12 protein-coding genes and 1 pseudogene are annotated in these 14065 nt (G+C 67.4%); 10 read left to right on the top strand and 3 right to left on the bottom strand.

Annotated elements, in window-relative coordinates:
* Positions 1-23 precede the first annotated feature (23 nt).
* Positions 24-1079: a glycosyltransferase family 2 protein gene (locus tag OCUBac02_RS01260; protein WP_173043155.1), complete on the bottom strand. Its 1056-nt coding sequence runs from the start codon at positions 1077-1079 to the stop codon at positions 24-26.
* Positions 1080-1238: 159 nt separating this feature from the next.
* Between OCUBac02_RS01260 and OCUBac02_RS01255 the strand changes: the two genes are divergently transcribed.
* Positions 1239-2408, top strand: a complete 1170-nt coding sequence (locus OCUBac02_RS01255) for a glycosyltransferase (RefSeq protein ID WP_173043154.1) — start codon at positions 1239-1241, stop codon at positions 2406-2408.
* 6 nt (positions 2409-2414) lie between these two features.
* On the opposite strand, the gene OCUBac02_RS01250 is transcribed toward OCUBac02_RS01255, so the two are convergent.
* On the bottom strand, positions 2415-3524 hold the full coding sequence (locus tag OCUBac02_RS01250; protein WP_173043153.1) for an AbrB family transcriptional regulator: 1110 nt from the start codon (positions 3522-3524) through the stop codon (positions 2415-2417).
* Between the two features lie 286 nt (positions 3525-3810).
* On the opposite strand from OCUBac02_RS01250, the pseudogene OCUBac02_RS27590 reads away from it, so the two are divergent.
* The 6 genes and pseudogenes from OCUBac02_RS27590 to OCUBac02_RS01225 form a co-directional block, all read left to right on the top strand.
* Positions 3811-4419, top strand: a pseudogene (locus tag OCUBac02_RS27590) (DMT family transporter); the annotation flags it as partial.
* Positions 4420-4567: 148 nt separating this feature from the next.
* Positions 4568-4894, top strand: a complete 327-nt coding sequence (locus OCUBac02_RS27585) for an EamA family transporter (protein WP_465247771.1) — start codon at positions 4568-4570, stop codon at positions 4892-4894.
* A 116-nt stretch (positions 4895-5010) separates the two neighbouring features.
* Positions 5011-6054, top strand: a complete 1044-nt coding sequence (locus OCUBac02_RS01240; RefSeq protein WP_047580355.1) for a GMP reductase — start codon at positions 5011-5013, stop codon at positions 6052-6054.
* A 96-nt stretch (positions 6055-6150) separates the two neighbouring features.
* Positions 6151-7185, top strand: coding sequence for a transporter substrate-binding domain-containing protein (locus OCUBac02_RS01235; RefSeq protein WP_197933300.1), 1035 nt, complete (start codon positions 6151-6153; stop codon positions 7183-7185).
* Positions 7186-7306: 121 nt separating this feature from the next.
* The gene (locus OCUBac02_RS01230) at positions 7307-8470 is read left to right on the top strand and encodes an amino acid ABC transporter permease (protein WP_244639056.1); all 1164 of its coding nucleotides are present in this window, start codon (positions 7307-7309) and stop codon (positions 8468-8470) included.
* Complete coding sequence (locus tag OCUBac02_RS01225) at positions 8467-9510, top strand: amino acid ABC transporter permease (RefSeq protein WP_047580746.1); 1044 nt, start codon at positions 8467-8469, stop codon at positions 9508-9510. The genes OCUBac02_RS01230 and OCUBac02_RS01225 overlap by 4 nt, the downstream gene beginning before the upstream one ends.
* 178 nt (positions 9511-9688) lie before the next feature.
* On the opposite strand, the gene OCUBac02_RS01220 is transcribed toward OCUBac02_RS01225, so the two are convergent.
* The gene (locus tag OCUBac02_RS01220) at positions 9689-10237 is read right to left on the bottom strand and encodes a GcrA family cell cycle regulator (RefSeq protein ID WP_173043151.1); all 549 of its coding nucleotides are present in this window, start codon (positions 10235-10237) and stop codon (positions 9689-9691) included.
* Between the two features lie 543 nt (positions 10238-10780).
* On the opposite strand from OCUBac02_RS01220, the gene OCUBac02_RS01215 reads away from it, so the two are divergent.
* The 3 genes from OCUBac02_RS01215 to OCUBac02_RS01205 are packed head-to-tail and all read left to right on the top strand — an operon-like array spanning position 10781 to position 13970.
* Positions 10781-12001 carry an aspartate aminotransferase family protein gene (locus OCUBac02_RS01215; protein WP_173043150.1) on the top strand — a complete coding sequence of 407 codons (1221 nt, stop codon included), beginning with the start codon at positions 10781-10783 and terminating at the stop codon, positions 11999-12001.
* A gap of 44 nt (positions 12002-12045) precedes the next feature.
* Positions 12046-12966, top strand: coding sequence for an ornithine carbamoyltransferase (gene argF / locus OCUBac02_RS01210; RefSeq protein WP_047577722.1), 921 nt, complete (start codon positions 12046-12048; stop codon positions 12964-12966).
* Entirely contained in the window at positions 12966-13970 is a 1005-nt protein-coding gene (locus OCUBac02_RS01205) for an Hsp33 family molecular chaperone (protein ID WP_173043149.1), read from the top strand. Before argF ends, OCUBac02_RS01205 begins: the two co-directional genes overlap by 1 nt.
* Positions 13971-14065 lie beyond the last annotated feature (95 nt).

The following is a 14065-nucleotide window of genomic DNA, read 5'->3' as shown; positions in this document are numbered from 1 at the left end:
CGGTTGAGGGAGCGAGGGCGACCCTAGTTCTTCTCGGGCTTGCGATACTGCTCGTTGGCGCCGGTGAATTCCGAGGTCAACCGGCCGATCGCGACCTGCAGGTGATACAGGCCGATCAGCCCCGAACGCGTGCGCAGGCCGAGCGCGATGCCTCGCGGTATCGCGACGGCCAGCAAGGCGAGCGATTTCGCGAGCACGCGGATCCGGCCGGCGAAGCCGGGATGTTCGCGCCTTTGAATCAGGGTCGAGAGGGCGCCGTTGCGCAGGCCGCGCGCGTGGATCCAGGCGAATTCGCTGCGCCGGGCCGGCATCGTCTCACGCTGTGCCGCCTCCTGCACCCACCAGAAGCGGAAGCCGGCGGCTTTCGCGCGGGTGAAGAAATCCGTGTCGCCGCCGCCGGTGAAATCGAAGCTTTCGTCGAGGAAGGGAAAGCCCAGCTTTTCCAGCACGCTGCGCCGGATCAGGTAGTTGGCGCTGGAATAGAGCATCGGCACCGGCCCGGACGCGCCGTAATGCGACTGGAATACCGGGTGCGCGGAGAGCCAGGCGCGCGAGGCGTCAGTGAAGACGGGTGTCACCGAGCCGCCGAACAAGTCGGCCGGCGCCGTGCGGGCCGCCCGGAGGAAAGCATCGAGCCAGCCGGGCTCGGCCTCCTCGTCGTCATCGATGCCGAGCACCTGTTCCAACGCGGGAAAGCGCGTCAGCGCGCAGCGCCAGGCGGCATTATAGGCCTTGCAGTTGCCCTGGCGCGGCTCGACGATGACGAAGCCCTTGAACAGGCCAGCGGCATGCAGGGCGCTGGCTCGGGCCGCGCCGGCGCGCTCTGCGCCTTCGTTCTCGACCACGATCACCGCGAAATCATGCCCGCCCTTCTGGCCGGCGAGCGAGCGCAATGTCGCTTCCAGCATGTCCGGGCGCTTGAAGGTCGGGACGCAGACGACGCTCGCGACCCCGGCTAGTTCCTCAGGCGCGGAGCATGCCGCCACCTCGAAGCTTTCGGGGTTGCCGAAAGCCGGCGCGACGGAGCGGGTTCGCTCGTCGCTCGTCGCGCGTCCGGTTGTCTGACGGGCCGTGGTCATCGGTCTGCAAGCTAGGCTGCGGCAACTTAAGGTTCGGTGTTCGCCGCTATCGAAAGAGCGACCAACGCCGCCAGCACCTGTTGATCATAGCCGGCGCTGCAGCTTGACCTGCCCGGGCAATGGGAGGAGTGGAATACCATCTTCCCACGAGCTCTCTCCTTGCGCCTCGCTTTCCTGACCTCGCTCATCCCCGTTGCCCGGCCCGATACCGGCTTCGAGATCGCCAATGCGGCGATCCTCTCGGCGTTGCGCGAGGCGGTGCACGACGTCACCGCGATCGGCTTCCTGCGCCCCGGCGATGCGCCGGCCGAGCCGGATCAGGCGGTCGTCGTCGCCGAGGCCGATATCGAGAATGTCGTGGTGTCCCGGGCGCAGAAGCTGCGCTGGCTTGCCGCCGCGATCAGGCTCCGGCTGCCCGTGGCCTGCGCGAAGCTCAGGCTCGCCGGTGCGGGCCGCTTCGTCGAGACGGTGCGGGCGCAGGGACCCTTCGATGCGCTGGTGCTGAATTCCGTGATGCTGCCCGGCGCCTTTCCCGAATTGCTGCGGATCGCGCCCTGCATTCTGGTCGAGCACAATATCGAGCATGTTTCGGCCTGCCAGAATGCCGAGCATGCCGAGAATCCAGTCCTGCGCCGGCTTTACGGTCGCGAGGCCCGGTTGCTCGAACGGCTGGAGCGGCGGCTCTGGGACGAGGCGCGCTTCGTCTGGACGCTGGCCGAGGAAGACCGTGCGGCGCTCGGTCCGGCCTATCGCGAGAAATCCTGTGCCCTGCCGCTGGTCTCCGGAAGCCCGGCTGCTGCCCCGCCCGATGATCTCGGCGAGGCTCCGGCCTTCGATATCGGCCTGATCGGCACCTGGACCTGGGGTCCCAATCTGATCGGCCTCGAATGGTTCCTGCGTGAGGTCTGTCCGCTCCTGCCGGACGATATCCGCATTGCGGTCGCTGGCCGGGTGCCGCCCGCGCTGCGGACGCCGCTTGCCGTGACGCTGGTCGGGCGCGTGCCCTCGGCCGAGCATTTCCTGCGCTCCTGCCGGCTTATCGCCCTGTCGAGCCGGGCCGGAACCGGCGTGCAGCTCAAGACGATCGAGGCGATGCAGCTCGGCCTGCCGGCCGTGGCTACGGCCCTGTCCTGCCGGGGTTTCACCGAGCTGCCGGCCAATTTCACCCGCGCCGACACGGCGGAGGATTTCGCCCGTGCCCTGACGGAGCGTGTCGCGGCGATCCGCGCAGGAGACCGGCAGCGCATCGACGGCGCCGCCTTCATGGCGAGCCAGCGCAGTGCGTTGGCGGACGGGCTCGCGCGCGGCCTCGCCAGCGCTATCGGCTGAGGGCGATTATTCCGCCGCGGCCTTGCTGTTTCGCCGGCCGATCAGGCCGAAGATCGGCCCGGCCGAGACCATCACCAGGAAGACGCGGATGATGTGGTGGGCCGCGACGAAGGCGACCTCGGTATGGAGCGCCAGCGCGATCAGGCTCATCTCGGCGAGGCCGCCGGGCGAATAGGCCAGGATCAGCGGGACATGGCCGTGCACGGAGACCAGCGCGACGAGCCAGGCGAAGCCCAGCGTCAGGGCCAGCAGGATCGCGGTCGAGCCGACCGAGAGCAGGAGCACGCGCAGGATGATGCGCGGCGGCGTGCCGACGAAGCGGCAGCCGATCGTCACGCCGAGTACGAGCTGCGCCGCATTGACGATCTCCGAGGGCGGCATCGCGGCGCTCAAGCCCGCGACATGAACGATCGCGCTGACCAGCATCGGGCCGAGCAGGTATTTCGCCGGCATCCTGAGCCAGTGCCCGACGATCACGCCCACGATGCCGCAGCCGATCAGCCAGAGCTCGGAGCCGAGCGGCGTCTGCGTGATGGATGGGCCGGCGACGCGCCCGCCGCTCACCGTGACGCCGCCGATCCACTGCACGATGAAGGGCAGCGTCATCACGACGAGCAGGATGCGGGCCGAATGGATCAGCGCGATGATGCGGGCATCGCCGCCCTTCTCTTCGCCGACCGTGACCATCTCGATCAGGCCGCCCGGCATGCCCGAGAAGAAGGCGGTGACCGGGTCGAACCCGGCGACGCGGCGGAAATAGCTGACGCAGCACAGCCCGCAGGCGACCATGAACAGCACGAGCCCGATCAGCGTCGGCAGCCAGTTCGGCAGTTGCGCGACGACCTCGGGCTTGAAGGAGGCGCCGAGCATCACGCCGATCACCGCCGTCATCGGGGGGCGGATCACCGCCGGTGCGGCGACGGGCAGGCTGATCAGGGCGGCAAAGGTGCAGAACACCATCGAGCCCAGCATCCAGGGCAGAGGCAGCCTGGCCTGCACGAAGAGCCAGCCGCCGAGCCCGCCGAGCACCAGCGCCAGGGCGAAGCGGCGATAGGGAAAGCGGCTGGGCGCCAGCGCCTTCAGGCCGCCGACGAAATCATCGAGCAGGATCTTCATCGGCCCGGCCCGTTGCGTCGGGCGCGTGAAGCGGTTTGGGCGGCACGTGGCCGGGGCGAGGGGCGGTCTTGAGACGTCAAGCGGCAGGTCCCTTTCGGATTCCTCCTAGAGGCTGTTCGGGCCGTTGCACAGCCCGTGCCGGGTATGCCGCCCCTGCGCGTCGCGCGGCCGGGACAACGCGGCCATGCCGCATTGTCATTGGCCGAATTGCCGCGTTTCCTCAATGATTTGCGGCAGGGATGAAATGCCCGGCCGTTGAGCGGCCGCCGACCACTGGTTGAGGGTGATGAGCGAGGAGCGGCAGTCCGGCCGGCAGGGTCGGCCGGGGTTCGAGGGCGATGCCCCCTGGCACGAGCCGGCTGCGTCCGCGCCTCCCGAGCCGGGTCTCGCCCGTCCTGTCCCGATCGTCGAGCCCGAACCGCCCGGCGGCCCCGGGCCGGGCCGGATCGGCTGGCTCGAAACCCGCCGGCAGCGGCTGCGCTACTGGTGGCGCGGCGCCAGCCCGAACCTGCGCGGCTCGGTCTTCATGGTCTCGGCGATGCTGGTCTATGCCGTGATGGTCGCCGGCATCAAGCATGTCGGCCAGGGCATCCCGCTCGTCCAGATCCTGCTGATCCGGCAGGTGATCATGACCGCGATCCTGCTGCTCTTCGCCGCCGGCAGCCTGCGCCTGGCCCTGCATACCGACCGGCTCGGCCTGCAGATCTTCCGCAGCGTGGTCACGCTGCTCTCCATGCTCTGCGGCTTCACGGCCATCGTCAAAATTCCGCTCGCGCAGGCGACTGCGATCGGCTTCAGCCAGGTGCTGTTCGTCACCATCGCGGCGGTGCTCTTTCTCAAGGAGGTGGTCGACGGCCGGCGCTGGGCCGCCACCGTGATCGGCTTCGTCGGCGTGCTGATCATGCTGCGTCCGAGCTCGGAGGGGCTCGACATCTACGCCTTGCTCGCGGTCGCCGGCGCGATCTGCGGCGCCGCCATCACGGTCAGCGTTCGCAAGCTTGCCGCGAGCGAGCGCACCGATACGATCCTGCTCTACCAGGGCCATGGTGCTGATCGTGCTATTGGCCGTGCCGACCTTGCTCTGGTGGCAGCCGCCGACGCCCGATCAATGGTTCTGGCTGATCACGCTCAGCCTGTTCGGCACGGCCGGGCAGTGGCTGATCACCCGCGCCTATCAGGTTGGCGAGGCGGCGGCGCTGGCGCCGCTCGATTTCAGCCGCCTGCTGCTGGCGAGCTTCACCGGCTTCGTCTTCTTCGCCGAGATTCCCAGGCTGACGACCTGGATCGGTGCCGCCATCGTCATCGGCGCGACGCTCTATACGATCCGCAAGAACGCTCGTGTCAACGCGCCGCCGGCGGCCGCAGCCTGAGCGGAAACCGGCTCGGGATTGCGCCGGCCCCATCCCCGACGCTATGAATCGGCGCACGCCTCTCCCGCGTGCGGCCGCCGGCCCTGCTCTGCGGCACGATAGCCAGAGGCCCGGTCATGCGCATCGAAAATGATCCGAAGCTCGATTTCCGCGACGTGCTGATCCGTCCGAAGCGCTCGACGCTGGGCAGCCGCGCCGAGGTCGATGTCGAGCGCTCCTTCCGCTTCGCCCATACTGGCGAGGAGTGGAAGGGATTCCCGCTGATCGCCGCCAATATGGACGTTGTCGGCACCATGGCGATGGCCCGCGCGCTGCTGAGGCACGGCGCCATGGTCGCCCTGCACAAGCATTATGGCGCCGAGGAGCTGATCGCCTTCTTCCGCGAGCCCGGCTCCGCCAATGCCTTCTACTCGCTGGGCACCACGGATTCCGACCATGACAAGTTGAAGGCGGTTCACGCTCAGTCGCCGATCACGAAGATCTGCCTCGACGTCGCCAACGGCTATACCGAGAAATTCGTCGACACGGTCAAGGCGACGCGCGCCGCCTTCCCCGACGCCGCGATCATGGCCGGTAATGTCGTGACCGGCGACATGACCGAGGCGCTGATCCTGGCCGGCGCCGATATCGTCAAGGTCGGCATCGGGCCGGGCTCGGTCTGCACCACCCGCAAGATGACCGGCGTCGGCTATCCCCAGCTCTCGGCCATCATCGAATGCGCCGATGCCGCCCATGGCCTGAAGGGCTTCGTCTGCGGCGATGGCGGGCTCACCGTGCCGGGCGACGTCGCCAAGGCCTATGGCGGCGGCGCCGATTTCGTGATGATGGGCGGCATGCTCGCCGGCCATGACGAATGCGAGGGCGAAATCCGCTACGAGGAGCGCGACGGCGAGAAGGTGCCGGTCGCGATGACCTTCTACGGCATGTCCTCGGACACGGCGATGAACAAGTATTCCGGCGGCGTCGCCAAGTACCGGGCCTCAGAGGGCAAGACCGTCGAGGTGCCCTATCGCGGCCCGGTCGAGGGCACGATGCAGGAATTGATGGGCGGCGTCCGCTCGGCCATGACCTATATCGGCGCCGTCCGGCTGAAGGAGATGCCGAAGCGCACCACCTTCATCATGGTCGGCAGCCAGCTCAACACGATCTTCGGCAACTGACGCGGATTGGCATTTCCGCCGCTACCGCTTTCGGTACGCCTGTTGCATAGTCGGTCTCCAACACAGAAAGCCCATGACGGCTTCGGGGAGACGGATATGACGACCTTCAGGATTTTGGGTGCGGCGGCTTTCCTTGCTGCAGGGGTTTCGATGGCGCAGGCGCAGCAATTGGCGCCGAGCCCGACGCTCGACGCCATCAAGGCGCGCGGCAATCTCGAATGCGGCGTGCATCTCGGCCTGCCCGGCTTTTCCTTCGCCAATGACAAGGGCGAGTGGAGCGGCCTCGACGTCGATTACTGCAAGGCGCTGGCCGCCGCGGTGCTCGGCGATGCCGGCAAGGTGAAGTTCACGCCGACCTCGGTGCAGCAGCGCTGGCCCATCCTGCAGTCCGGCCAGGTCGACCTGCTCTCGCGCAACTCGACCATCACCTTCTCGCGCAACGCCACGCTCGGGCTGAATTTCCAGGGCATCAATTTCTACGAGGGCCAGACCTTCATCGTCCGCAAGTCGGCCAATGCCAAGACGGCCGCCGATCTCGACGGCGCCTCGGTCTGCGTCGCCGCCGGCTCGACCGAGGAGAAGAACGCCGCCGACTGGTTCCGCGAACGCAACCTCAAGACCACCATCACCAATTTCCAGAAGAACGACGACGCCATCGCCGCCTATGACGCCGGTCGCTGCGACGCCTATACCGCCGGCGTCGGCGCCCTCGCCGGCCAGCGCGCCAAGCTCAAGAACCCGGAAGAGCATGTCATCCTGACCCAGCCGATCTCGAACGATCCGCAGGGGCCGGTGACGCGCTGGGGCGACGAGCGCTGGCAGCTCATCGTGCGCTGGGTGCTGAACGGCATGATCGCGGCCGAGGCGCTCGGCGTCACCTCCAAGAACGTCGACGAGATGAAGGCGAACTCCAAGAACTCGGAAGTCCGCCGCCTGCTCGGCGCCGAGGGCGGCTTCGGCGCGATGATGGGGCTGTCGAACGACTGGATGTACAACGCCATCAAGCAGGTCGGGAATTACGGCGAGAGCTACGAGCGCACCGTCGGCATGGGTTCCCCGCTGAAGCTCGAACGCGGCCAGAACCAGCTCTGGCTCAAGGGCGGCCTGCTCTTCACCCCGCCCTTCCAGTGAGAGCGGGTTAAGGCTCGTCATGGCCGGGCTTGACCCGGCCATCTCGGAATCCAGCCCAAGCGTCACGAGATTCCCGGGTCAAGCCCGGGAATGACGTCCGCGAACCTCGGTCGAGGTGGTCGTGAGCAGCTTTCTATCCTTCATCAACGACAAGCGCGTGCGGGACTGGTTCTACCAGATCGCCCTGATCCTGCTGCTGGTGGGCTTGACCGTGTTCTTCGTGCGCAATGCCTCGGAGAACATGGTCAAGGCCGGCATCGCCTCTGGCTTTGACTTCCTCTGGCGGACATCGGGCATCGAGGTGCCCTTCGTGCTGACCGGGTACACCCAGTCCGACGATATCTTCGCACTGTTCTGGGTCGGCGTCGCCAATACCATGCTGGTGACCGTGATCGCGATCGTGCTGGCGACCGTGCTCGGCTTCGCCATCGGCATCGCGCGCCTGTCCTCGCACTGGCTGCTCTCGACCATCGCTGGCGCCTATATCGAGTTCGTCCGCAACATCCCGCTGCTGTTCTTCGTGCTGTTCTGGTATTTCGGCGTCATCGCCGCCCTGCCGCAGCCGCGCCAGAGCATCGGCCTGTTCGGCGTCGCGTTCCTCAACAATCGCGGCCTCACCATGCCGCTGCCGGATGCGCCCGGCAATTTCCGCTGGGCGGCGCTGGCGATCTTCGCCTCCTGGCTCGGCTACTGGCTGGCCAGCGCCTGGGCGCGCCGCCGCAAGGACCGCACCGGCCAGGATGCGCCATTGCTCGCCATCGGCATCGGCCTGATCGTGGTCGTCCCGGCGCTCGCCATCGCCTGGGCCAGCCTCGCCACGCGCTGGGACATTCCCGTGCTGCGCGGCTTCAACTATCGCGGCGGCTTCGTCGTCATCCCTGAATTCGTCGCGCTGCTCGCCGCGCTCGTCACCTATACCGCCGGATTCATCGCCGAGATCGTGCGCGGCGGCATCGAATCCGTGGCGAGGGGCCAGACCGAGGCAGCCTCGGCACTGGGCCTGCGCCCCGGCCGAACCTTGAGCCTCGTCGTCATCCCGCAGGCCTTGCGTGTGATGACCCCGCCATTGACCAACCAGTATCTGAACGTGCTCAAGAACTCGTCCTTCGGCGCGGCGATCGCCTATCCCGACGTGGTCAGCCTGTTCATGGGCTCGGCGCTCAACAATACCGGCCAGGCGATCGAGATCATCGCGATGACGCTCGCGGTCTATCTCGTCATCGGCCTCGCGGTCTCCGCGCTGATGAACTGGTACAACGCGCGTATCGCGCTGGTGACGCGATGACCCGCACCTCCGCCCTCTCGATCTGGCGCGAGCGCCTCTTCGCCACGCCCTTCACCGGCTTCACCTCGATGGTGCTGGTCGTCCTGATGGCATGGATCGCGATACCGCTGATCCGCTGGGCCGTGATCGACGCGACCTGGGTCGGTTCGACGCGGGCCGATTGCGCGCCCGGCGGCGCCTGCTGGGTCTTCATCCGGGCCCGCTTCGGCCAGTTCATGTACGGGCTCTACCCGGTCGACCAGCGCTGGCGCGTCGATATCGCCGGGCTTCTGGTCCTGGCGGGCGTGCTCTCGGTGGTCTTCGCGCCGCAGCGCTTCAAACTGAATCTCACACTGGCGCTGCTGGTCGTCCTGCCGCCGCTCGGCATCTGGCTGCTCTCCGGCGGCTTCGGCCTGGCTTATGTCGAGACGCGCGAATGGGGCGGGCTGATGCTCACCCTGTTCATCTCGATCTATTCCAGCCTGATCGCGATCCCGCTCGGCATCCTCTTCGCGCTGGGCCGGCAATCGGAACTCCGGATCATCCGCCTGATCAGCGTGATCTTCATCGAGTTCTGGCGCGGCGTGCCGATCATCGCCGTGATCTTCCTCGCCTCGCTCCTGCTGCCGCTGATCCTGCCCGGCGGCATCGGCATCGACCGTCTGGCGCGCGCCGTCATCGGGCTCGGCTTCGTCATCGCAGCCTATATGGCGGAAGCGGTGCGCGGCGGCCTGCAGGCCCTGCCCAAGGGCCAGCGCGAGGCCGCGACCGCGCTCGGTCTCAGCTACTGGAAGGCGACGGGCCTGATCGTGCTGCCGCAGGCGCTGCGCATCTCGCTGCCGGCGATGACCAACGAGTTCATTGCGCTGATCAAGAACACGACGCTGGTGCTGGTCGTCTCGATCCTCGACCTGCTCGGCATCGCCCAGGCCTCGCTGGCCGATCCCAACTGGGTCGGCATGAACATGGAGGCCTATGTCTTCTCGGGGGCGATCTACTGGCTGATCTGTTTCGCGCTCTCGCGCTGGAGCCGCTCGCTGGAGAAGAAAAGGCGGTTGTGACACCACCGTCATTCTCGGGCGGAGCGAAGCGCAGACCCGGGAATCTCTTTCCGGAGGAGGCTCTGGCGTCTCCTGGTCATGAGATGCTCGGTCAAGCCCGAGCATGACGGAACTTTCGACCGTCCAACAAAAAAACCGGCCGAAAGGCCGGTTTTTGCTATCGATGTTCCGAAACCTCTCAGGCCCGGGCCTTGCTCCGGTCGCGCCGGCGATCGGCGGCGGGCTGGTAGGCGATGCGGGCATGGTGGCTGCAATAGGGCAGGCCGGTCTGCGAGCGGGCGCCGCAGAAGCGGAAATCCGGGCTCGTCGGGTCGCCCATCGGCCAGCGGCACATATACTCGCGCAGATCCATGATGGTGACGCGCTCCGAGAACGGGATCACCACATCCTCGGACAGCGCAGGCGCGGCTTCGACCTCGCTCTCCGCCTCGGGTGCGAAATCCGGCGCCAGCGCATGGGCGCCGCGCGTCGGGGCCGGCGTCGCGCCGGCCATCGGGTGGCTCGGCGAGCGGGCCGGGGCCTTGCGCGGGGCGCTGTTGCGCGGCGCGGCGGGCTGTGCCGCGCTCTTGGCCCGGCCCGAGAGGCCGAGACGATGGACCTTGCCGATCACCGCATTGCGCGTGACGTTACCCAGCTCGGCGGCGATCTGGCTGGCGCTCAGCCCGTCGCTCCAGAGCTTTTTGAGCTGCTCGACGCGCTCGTCCGTCCATGCTCCGGCTTCGTTCATCCGCATCACCTGTCTTGTCCGGCCGGCCCCTCGCGGGTCCTGCCTTTAAGGGCGCTTCGTGACGGAATCCGGGACCGGCGGCTCTGTCGCAGGGACAAAGCCGTTGCTGCCGCAACAGACGGTACAGGAGGCGCCGCACGAAATGTCGTATCTGACGAAGCCGACCATACAAGCTGCGGTGACTCGCGAACAAGAGTCGGCGAATCCCAATTAGGCTTTTCCCCAGACGATTCGCGATTACGCGGTCAAGCGAATCCTTTCGGCAACACTGTCCCAGCGGCATTCAATTGACAGTCGCGGCCGCCTTAAGCATATTTATCCACAAGGTGACGCCGCCCCGCTCGGGCGGCGCTTATGTTTGGCGGATCAAGGTTCCGACGATGCGGATGACGGCGCGACGAGAGGTCAGGAGCTGGGTGCGACGATAACGTCGCCGCCGGGTCGTATCATGGCTGCATCATGCAGCGCTCATCCCCGGATCGTCGTTATCAATCCAGCGCCAATCCGATCTCACCCCGTCCCCTTCGCGAGGATCTTCGTATCATGGCTCCCGCCCCTGTTTCCGCCAGCCAGTCCGTGCTCGTCCCGACCTATGCCCGCGCCCCCGTCGCCTTCGAGCGCGGCGAAGGCCCCTGGGCGATCACGGCCGACGGCACGCGCTATCTCGATTTCGGCGCCGGCATCGCGGTCAACGCGCTCGGCCACGCCCATCCGCATCTCGTCAAGACGCTGACCGAGCAGGCCGGCAAGATCTGGCACACCTCGAATCTCTATGGCGCGCCGGATGGCGAGCGGCTCGCCCGCCGGCTCTGCGAGGCGACTTTCGCAAGCCGAGTCTTCTTCACCAATTCGGGCGCCGAAGCGAACGAGTGCGCCATCAAGATGGCGCGGAAATACCACGCCGCGAAGGGCCATCCCGAGCGCTACCGCATCATCACCTTCGAGGGCGCCTTCCACGGCCGGACGCTGGCGACCATCGCCGCCGGCGGCCAGCAGAAATATATCGACGGCTTCGGCCCCAAGGTCGACGGCTTCGATCAGGTGCCTTTCGACGACGAGAAGGCCCTGCGGGCCGCGATCACGCCGGAAACCGCCGCGCTGATGATCGAGCCGATCCAGGGCGAGGGCGGCCTGCGCTCCGTGCCGGCCCGCTTCCTCAAGCTGCTGCGCGAGCTCTGCGACGAGCAGGGCCTGATGCTGATCTTCGACGAGATTCAGACCGGCGTCGGCCGCACCGGCAAGTTCTTCGCCCATGAGATGTACGGCGTCTCGCCGGACATCATGTCGATCGCCAAGGGCATCGGCGGCGGCTTCCCGATGGGCGCCTGCCTCGCGACCGAGGAGGCGGCCTCCGGGATGACGCTCGGCACCCATGGCACGACCTTCGGCGGCAACCCGCTCGCCATGGCGGTCGGCAATGCCGTGCTCGACGTCGTGCTGGAGCCGGGCTTCATCGAGCGCGTCGGTCAGATCGCGCTTCGGCTCAAGCAGTCGCTGGCCGAGCTCAAGGACAAGCATCCCGGCATCATCGCCGAGATCCGCGGCGAGGGCCTGATGCTCGGCCTCAAGCTGCACACGCTGAACACCGATTTCGTCAACGAGGCGCGCGCTCACGGCCTGCTCGTCGTCGGCGCCGGCGACAATGTCGTGCGCCTGCTGCCGCCGCTGATCATCACCGAGGCCGATGTTGCGGAAGCGGTGTCGCGTCTCGACAAGACGGCCAGCGCGATCGAGGCCACGCTCAAGCGCCCGGCCGCCGAATAAGTTCACCCGCAAGACCCACACTAGCGAAGCGTAAGGAAGCGCCCGTGACGCGCCATTTCCTCGATCTCTCCGATTTCTCCGGCAGCGAGCTGCGCGCGATCCTGCGCACGGGCGAGGAGATCAAGGCGCGACGCCGTACCCCCGCCGCGGCGGGCGACCGCCTGCTCGAAGGCAAGGTCGTCGCGACCATCTTCGAGCAGCCGAGCCTGCGCACCCGCGTCTCCTTCGATGTCGGCATCCGTGAGCTCGGCGGCTCGCCGATGATGGTCGCCGGCCATGAGATCGAGCTCGGCGAGCGCGAGACCATCGCGGACACTGCCCGCGTACTCTCGCGCTATGTCGATGCGATCATGATCCGCATCCTCGACCACGACTCGCTGGTCGAGATGGCGAAATACGCCACCGTCCCGGTGATCAACGGCCTGACCAAGCGCCAGCATCCCTGCCAGGTCATGGCCGATGTCATGACCTTCGAGCAGCGCAAGGGCGCGATCGAGGGCAAGCGCATCGCCTGGACCGGCGACACCAACAATGTGCTGACCTCCTGGGTCCATGCCGCCGGCCGGCTCGATTTCGAGCTCGCCGTCGCGACGCCCGAGGAGCTGGCGCCGCCGCCGGCCCTGATGACCTGGGCGAAGAAGCAGGGCGCGAAGATCACGCTCACCAATCGGCCCGAGGAAGCGGTCGAGGGCGCCGATTGCGTCATCACCGATTGCTGGGTCTCGATGGGCGACGAGGAAGGCACCCGCCACAACCTGCTGCGGCCCTATCAGGTCGACGACAGGCTGATGCAGCGCGCCGAGAAGGACGCGATCTTCATGCACTGCCTGCCGGCGTCGCGCGGCGAGGAGGTCACGGACGCGATCATGGACGGCCCGCAATCGGCCGTCTTCGACGAGGCCGAGAACCGCCTGCACGCGCAGAAGGGCATTCTGGCCTGGTGCTTCGGCGGAGTCGCGGCCTGATGGCCGTGGACGAGACCATGAGCACCGCCGGGCTCGACGATCGGGTCATCCCCTTCGCCGTGCCCGATCTCGACGTGCGCGGCCGCATCGTGCGGCTGGGCGCCTCGATCGACACGATCCTCGATCGCCACGGCTATCCCGAGCCCGTCTCGCGCGTGCTGGGCGAGGCGGCGGCGCTCACCGTCCTGCTCGGCACGGCGCTCAAGTTCGAGGGCCGCTTCCAGCTCCAGACCAAGAGCGACGGGGCCATCCCGATGATGGTCGTCGATTTCAACGCGCCCGACAACTTCCGCGCCGTCGCCCATATCGACGAGGCCAAGCTCGTCGAGGCGATCGCGCTCGACAAGGTCTCGACCGGGGAACTGCTCGGCGAGGGCCATCTCGCCATGACCGTCGACCAGGGCTCGGCCACGACGCGCTACCAGGGTATCGTCGCGCTCAAGGGCCAGAGCCTCGAAGAGGCCGCGCACCAGTATTTCCGCCAGTCCGAGCAGATCCCGACGCGGGTCAGGCTCGGCGTCGGCACGGTCACCACCGGCGGGCGCCCGCAATGGCGCGCCGGCGGCATCCTCGTGCAGTTCATGCCGCATTCGCCGGACCGCCTGCGCGCGGCCGACATGCATCCCGGCGATGCGCCCGAGGGGCATGAGATCCTCGCCAACCCCGATCCGGACGGCATCGCCGACGATGCCTGGATGGAGGCCCGCTCGCTGGTCGAGACGGTCGAGGATCACGAACTGCTCGACCCGACGCTGGAAAGCGAGCGGCTGCTCTATCGTCTGTTCCACGAGCGCGGCGCCCGGGTCTTCGAGCCGGTCACCGTGCACGAGGCCTGCCGCTGCTCGCGCGAACGCGTGCTCTCGATGCTGCGCGGCTTCGCGCCCGAGGATCGCAAGGCGATGATCGCCGATGACGGCAAGCTCGGCGTCACTTGCGAATTCTGCTCGCGGCGCTATTCCTTCGACCCGGCCGAGGTCGAAGAGGGGCAGACGGCGGGGCAGTAGAGGCATTGGAACTGCGGGGAACCCCTCTCCTGTAAGGAGAGGGGTAGGGGTGAGGTGTCGGCCCCTGGACCAGCAAAACGCAGCCTCACCGCAGC

It is taken from the genome of Bosea sp. ANAM02, assembly GCF_011764485.1.
GTDB lineage: Bacteria > Pseudomonadota > Alphaproteobacteria > Rhizobiales > Beijerinckiaceae > Allobosea.
This window is presented reverse-complemented; position numbering and strand designations above follow the sequence as displayed.

Excerpts from the sequence above, each read along its gene's own strand:
- OCUBac02_RS01240 (WP_047580355.1), top strand. The coding sequence starts at position 5,011 with ATGCGCATCGAAAATGATCCGAAGCTCGATTTCCGCGACGTGCTGATC.
- OCUBac02_RS01250 (WP_173043153.1), bottom strand. The coding sequence starts at position 3,524 with ATGAAGATCCTGCTCGATGATTTCGTCGGCGGCCTGAAGGCGCTGGCG.
- OCUBac02_RS01215 (WP_173043150.1), top strand. The coding sequence starts at position 10,781 with ATGGCTCCCGCCCCTGTTTCCGCCAGCCAGTCCGTGCTCGTCCCGACC.
- OCUBac02_RS27585 (WP_465247771.1), top strand. The coding sequence starts at position 4,568 with ATGGTGCTGATCGTGCTATTGGCCGTGCCGACCTTGCTCTGGTGGCAG.
- OCUBac02_RS01225 (WP_047580746.1), top strand. The coding sequence starts at position 8,467 with ATGACCCGCACCTCCGCCCTCTCGATCTGGCGCGAGCGCCTCTTCGCC.
- OCUBac02_RS01220 (WP_173043151.1), bottom strand. The coding sequence starts at position 10,237 with ATGAACGAAGCCGGAGCATGGACGGACGAGCGCGTCGAGCAGCTCAAA.
- OCUBac02_RS01205 (WP_173043149.1), top strand. The coding sequence starts at position 12,966 with ATGGCCGTGGACGAGACCATGAGCACCGCCGGGCTCGACGATCGGGTC.
- OCUBac02_RS01260 (WP_173043155.1), bottom strand. The coding sequence starts at position 1,079 with ATGACCACGGCCCGTCAGACAACCGGACGCGCGACGAGCGACGAGCGA.
- OCUBac02_RS01235 (WP_197933300.1), top strand. The coding sequence starts at position 6,151 with ATGACGACCTTCAGGATTTTGGGTGCGGCGGCTTTCCTTGCTGCAGGG.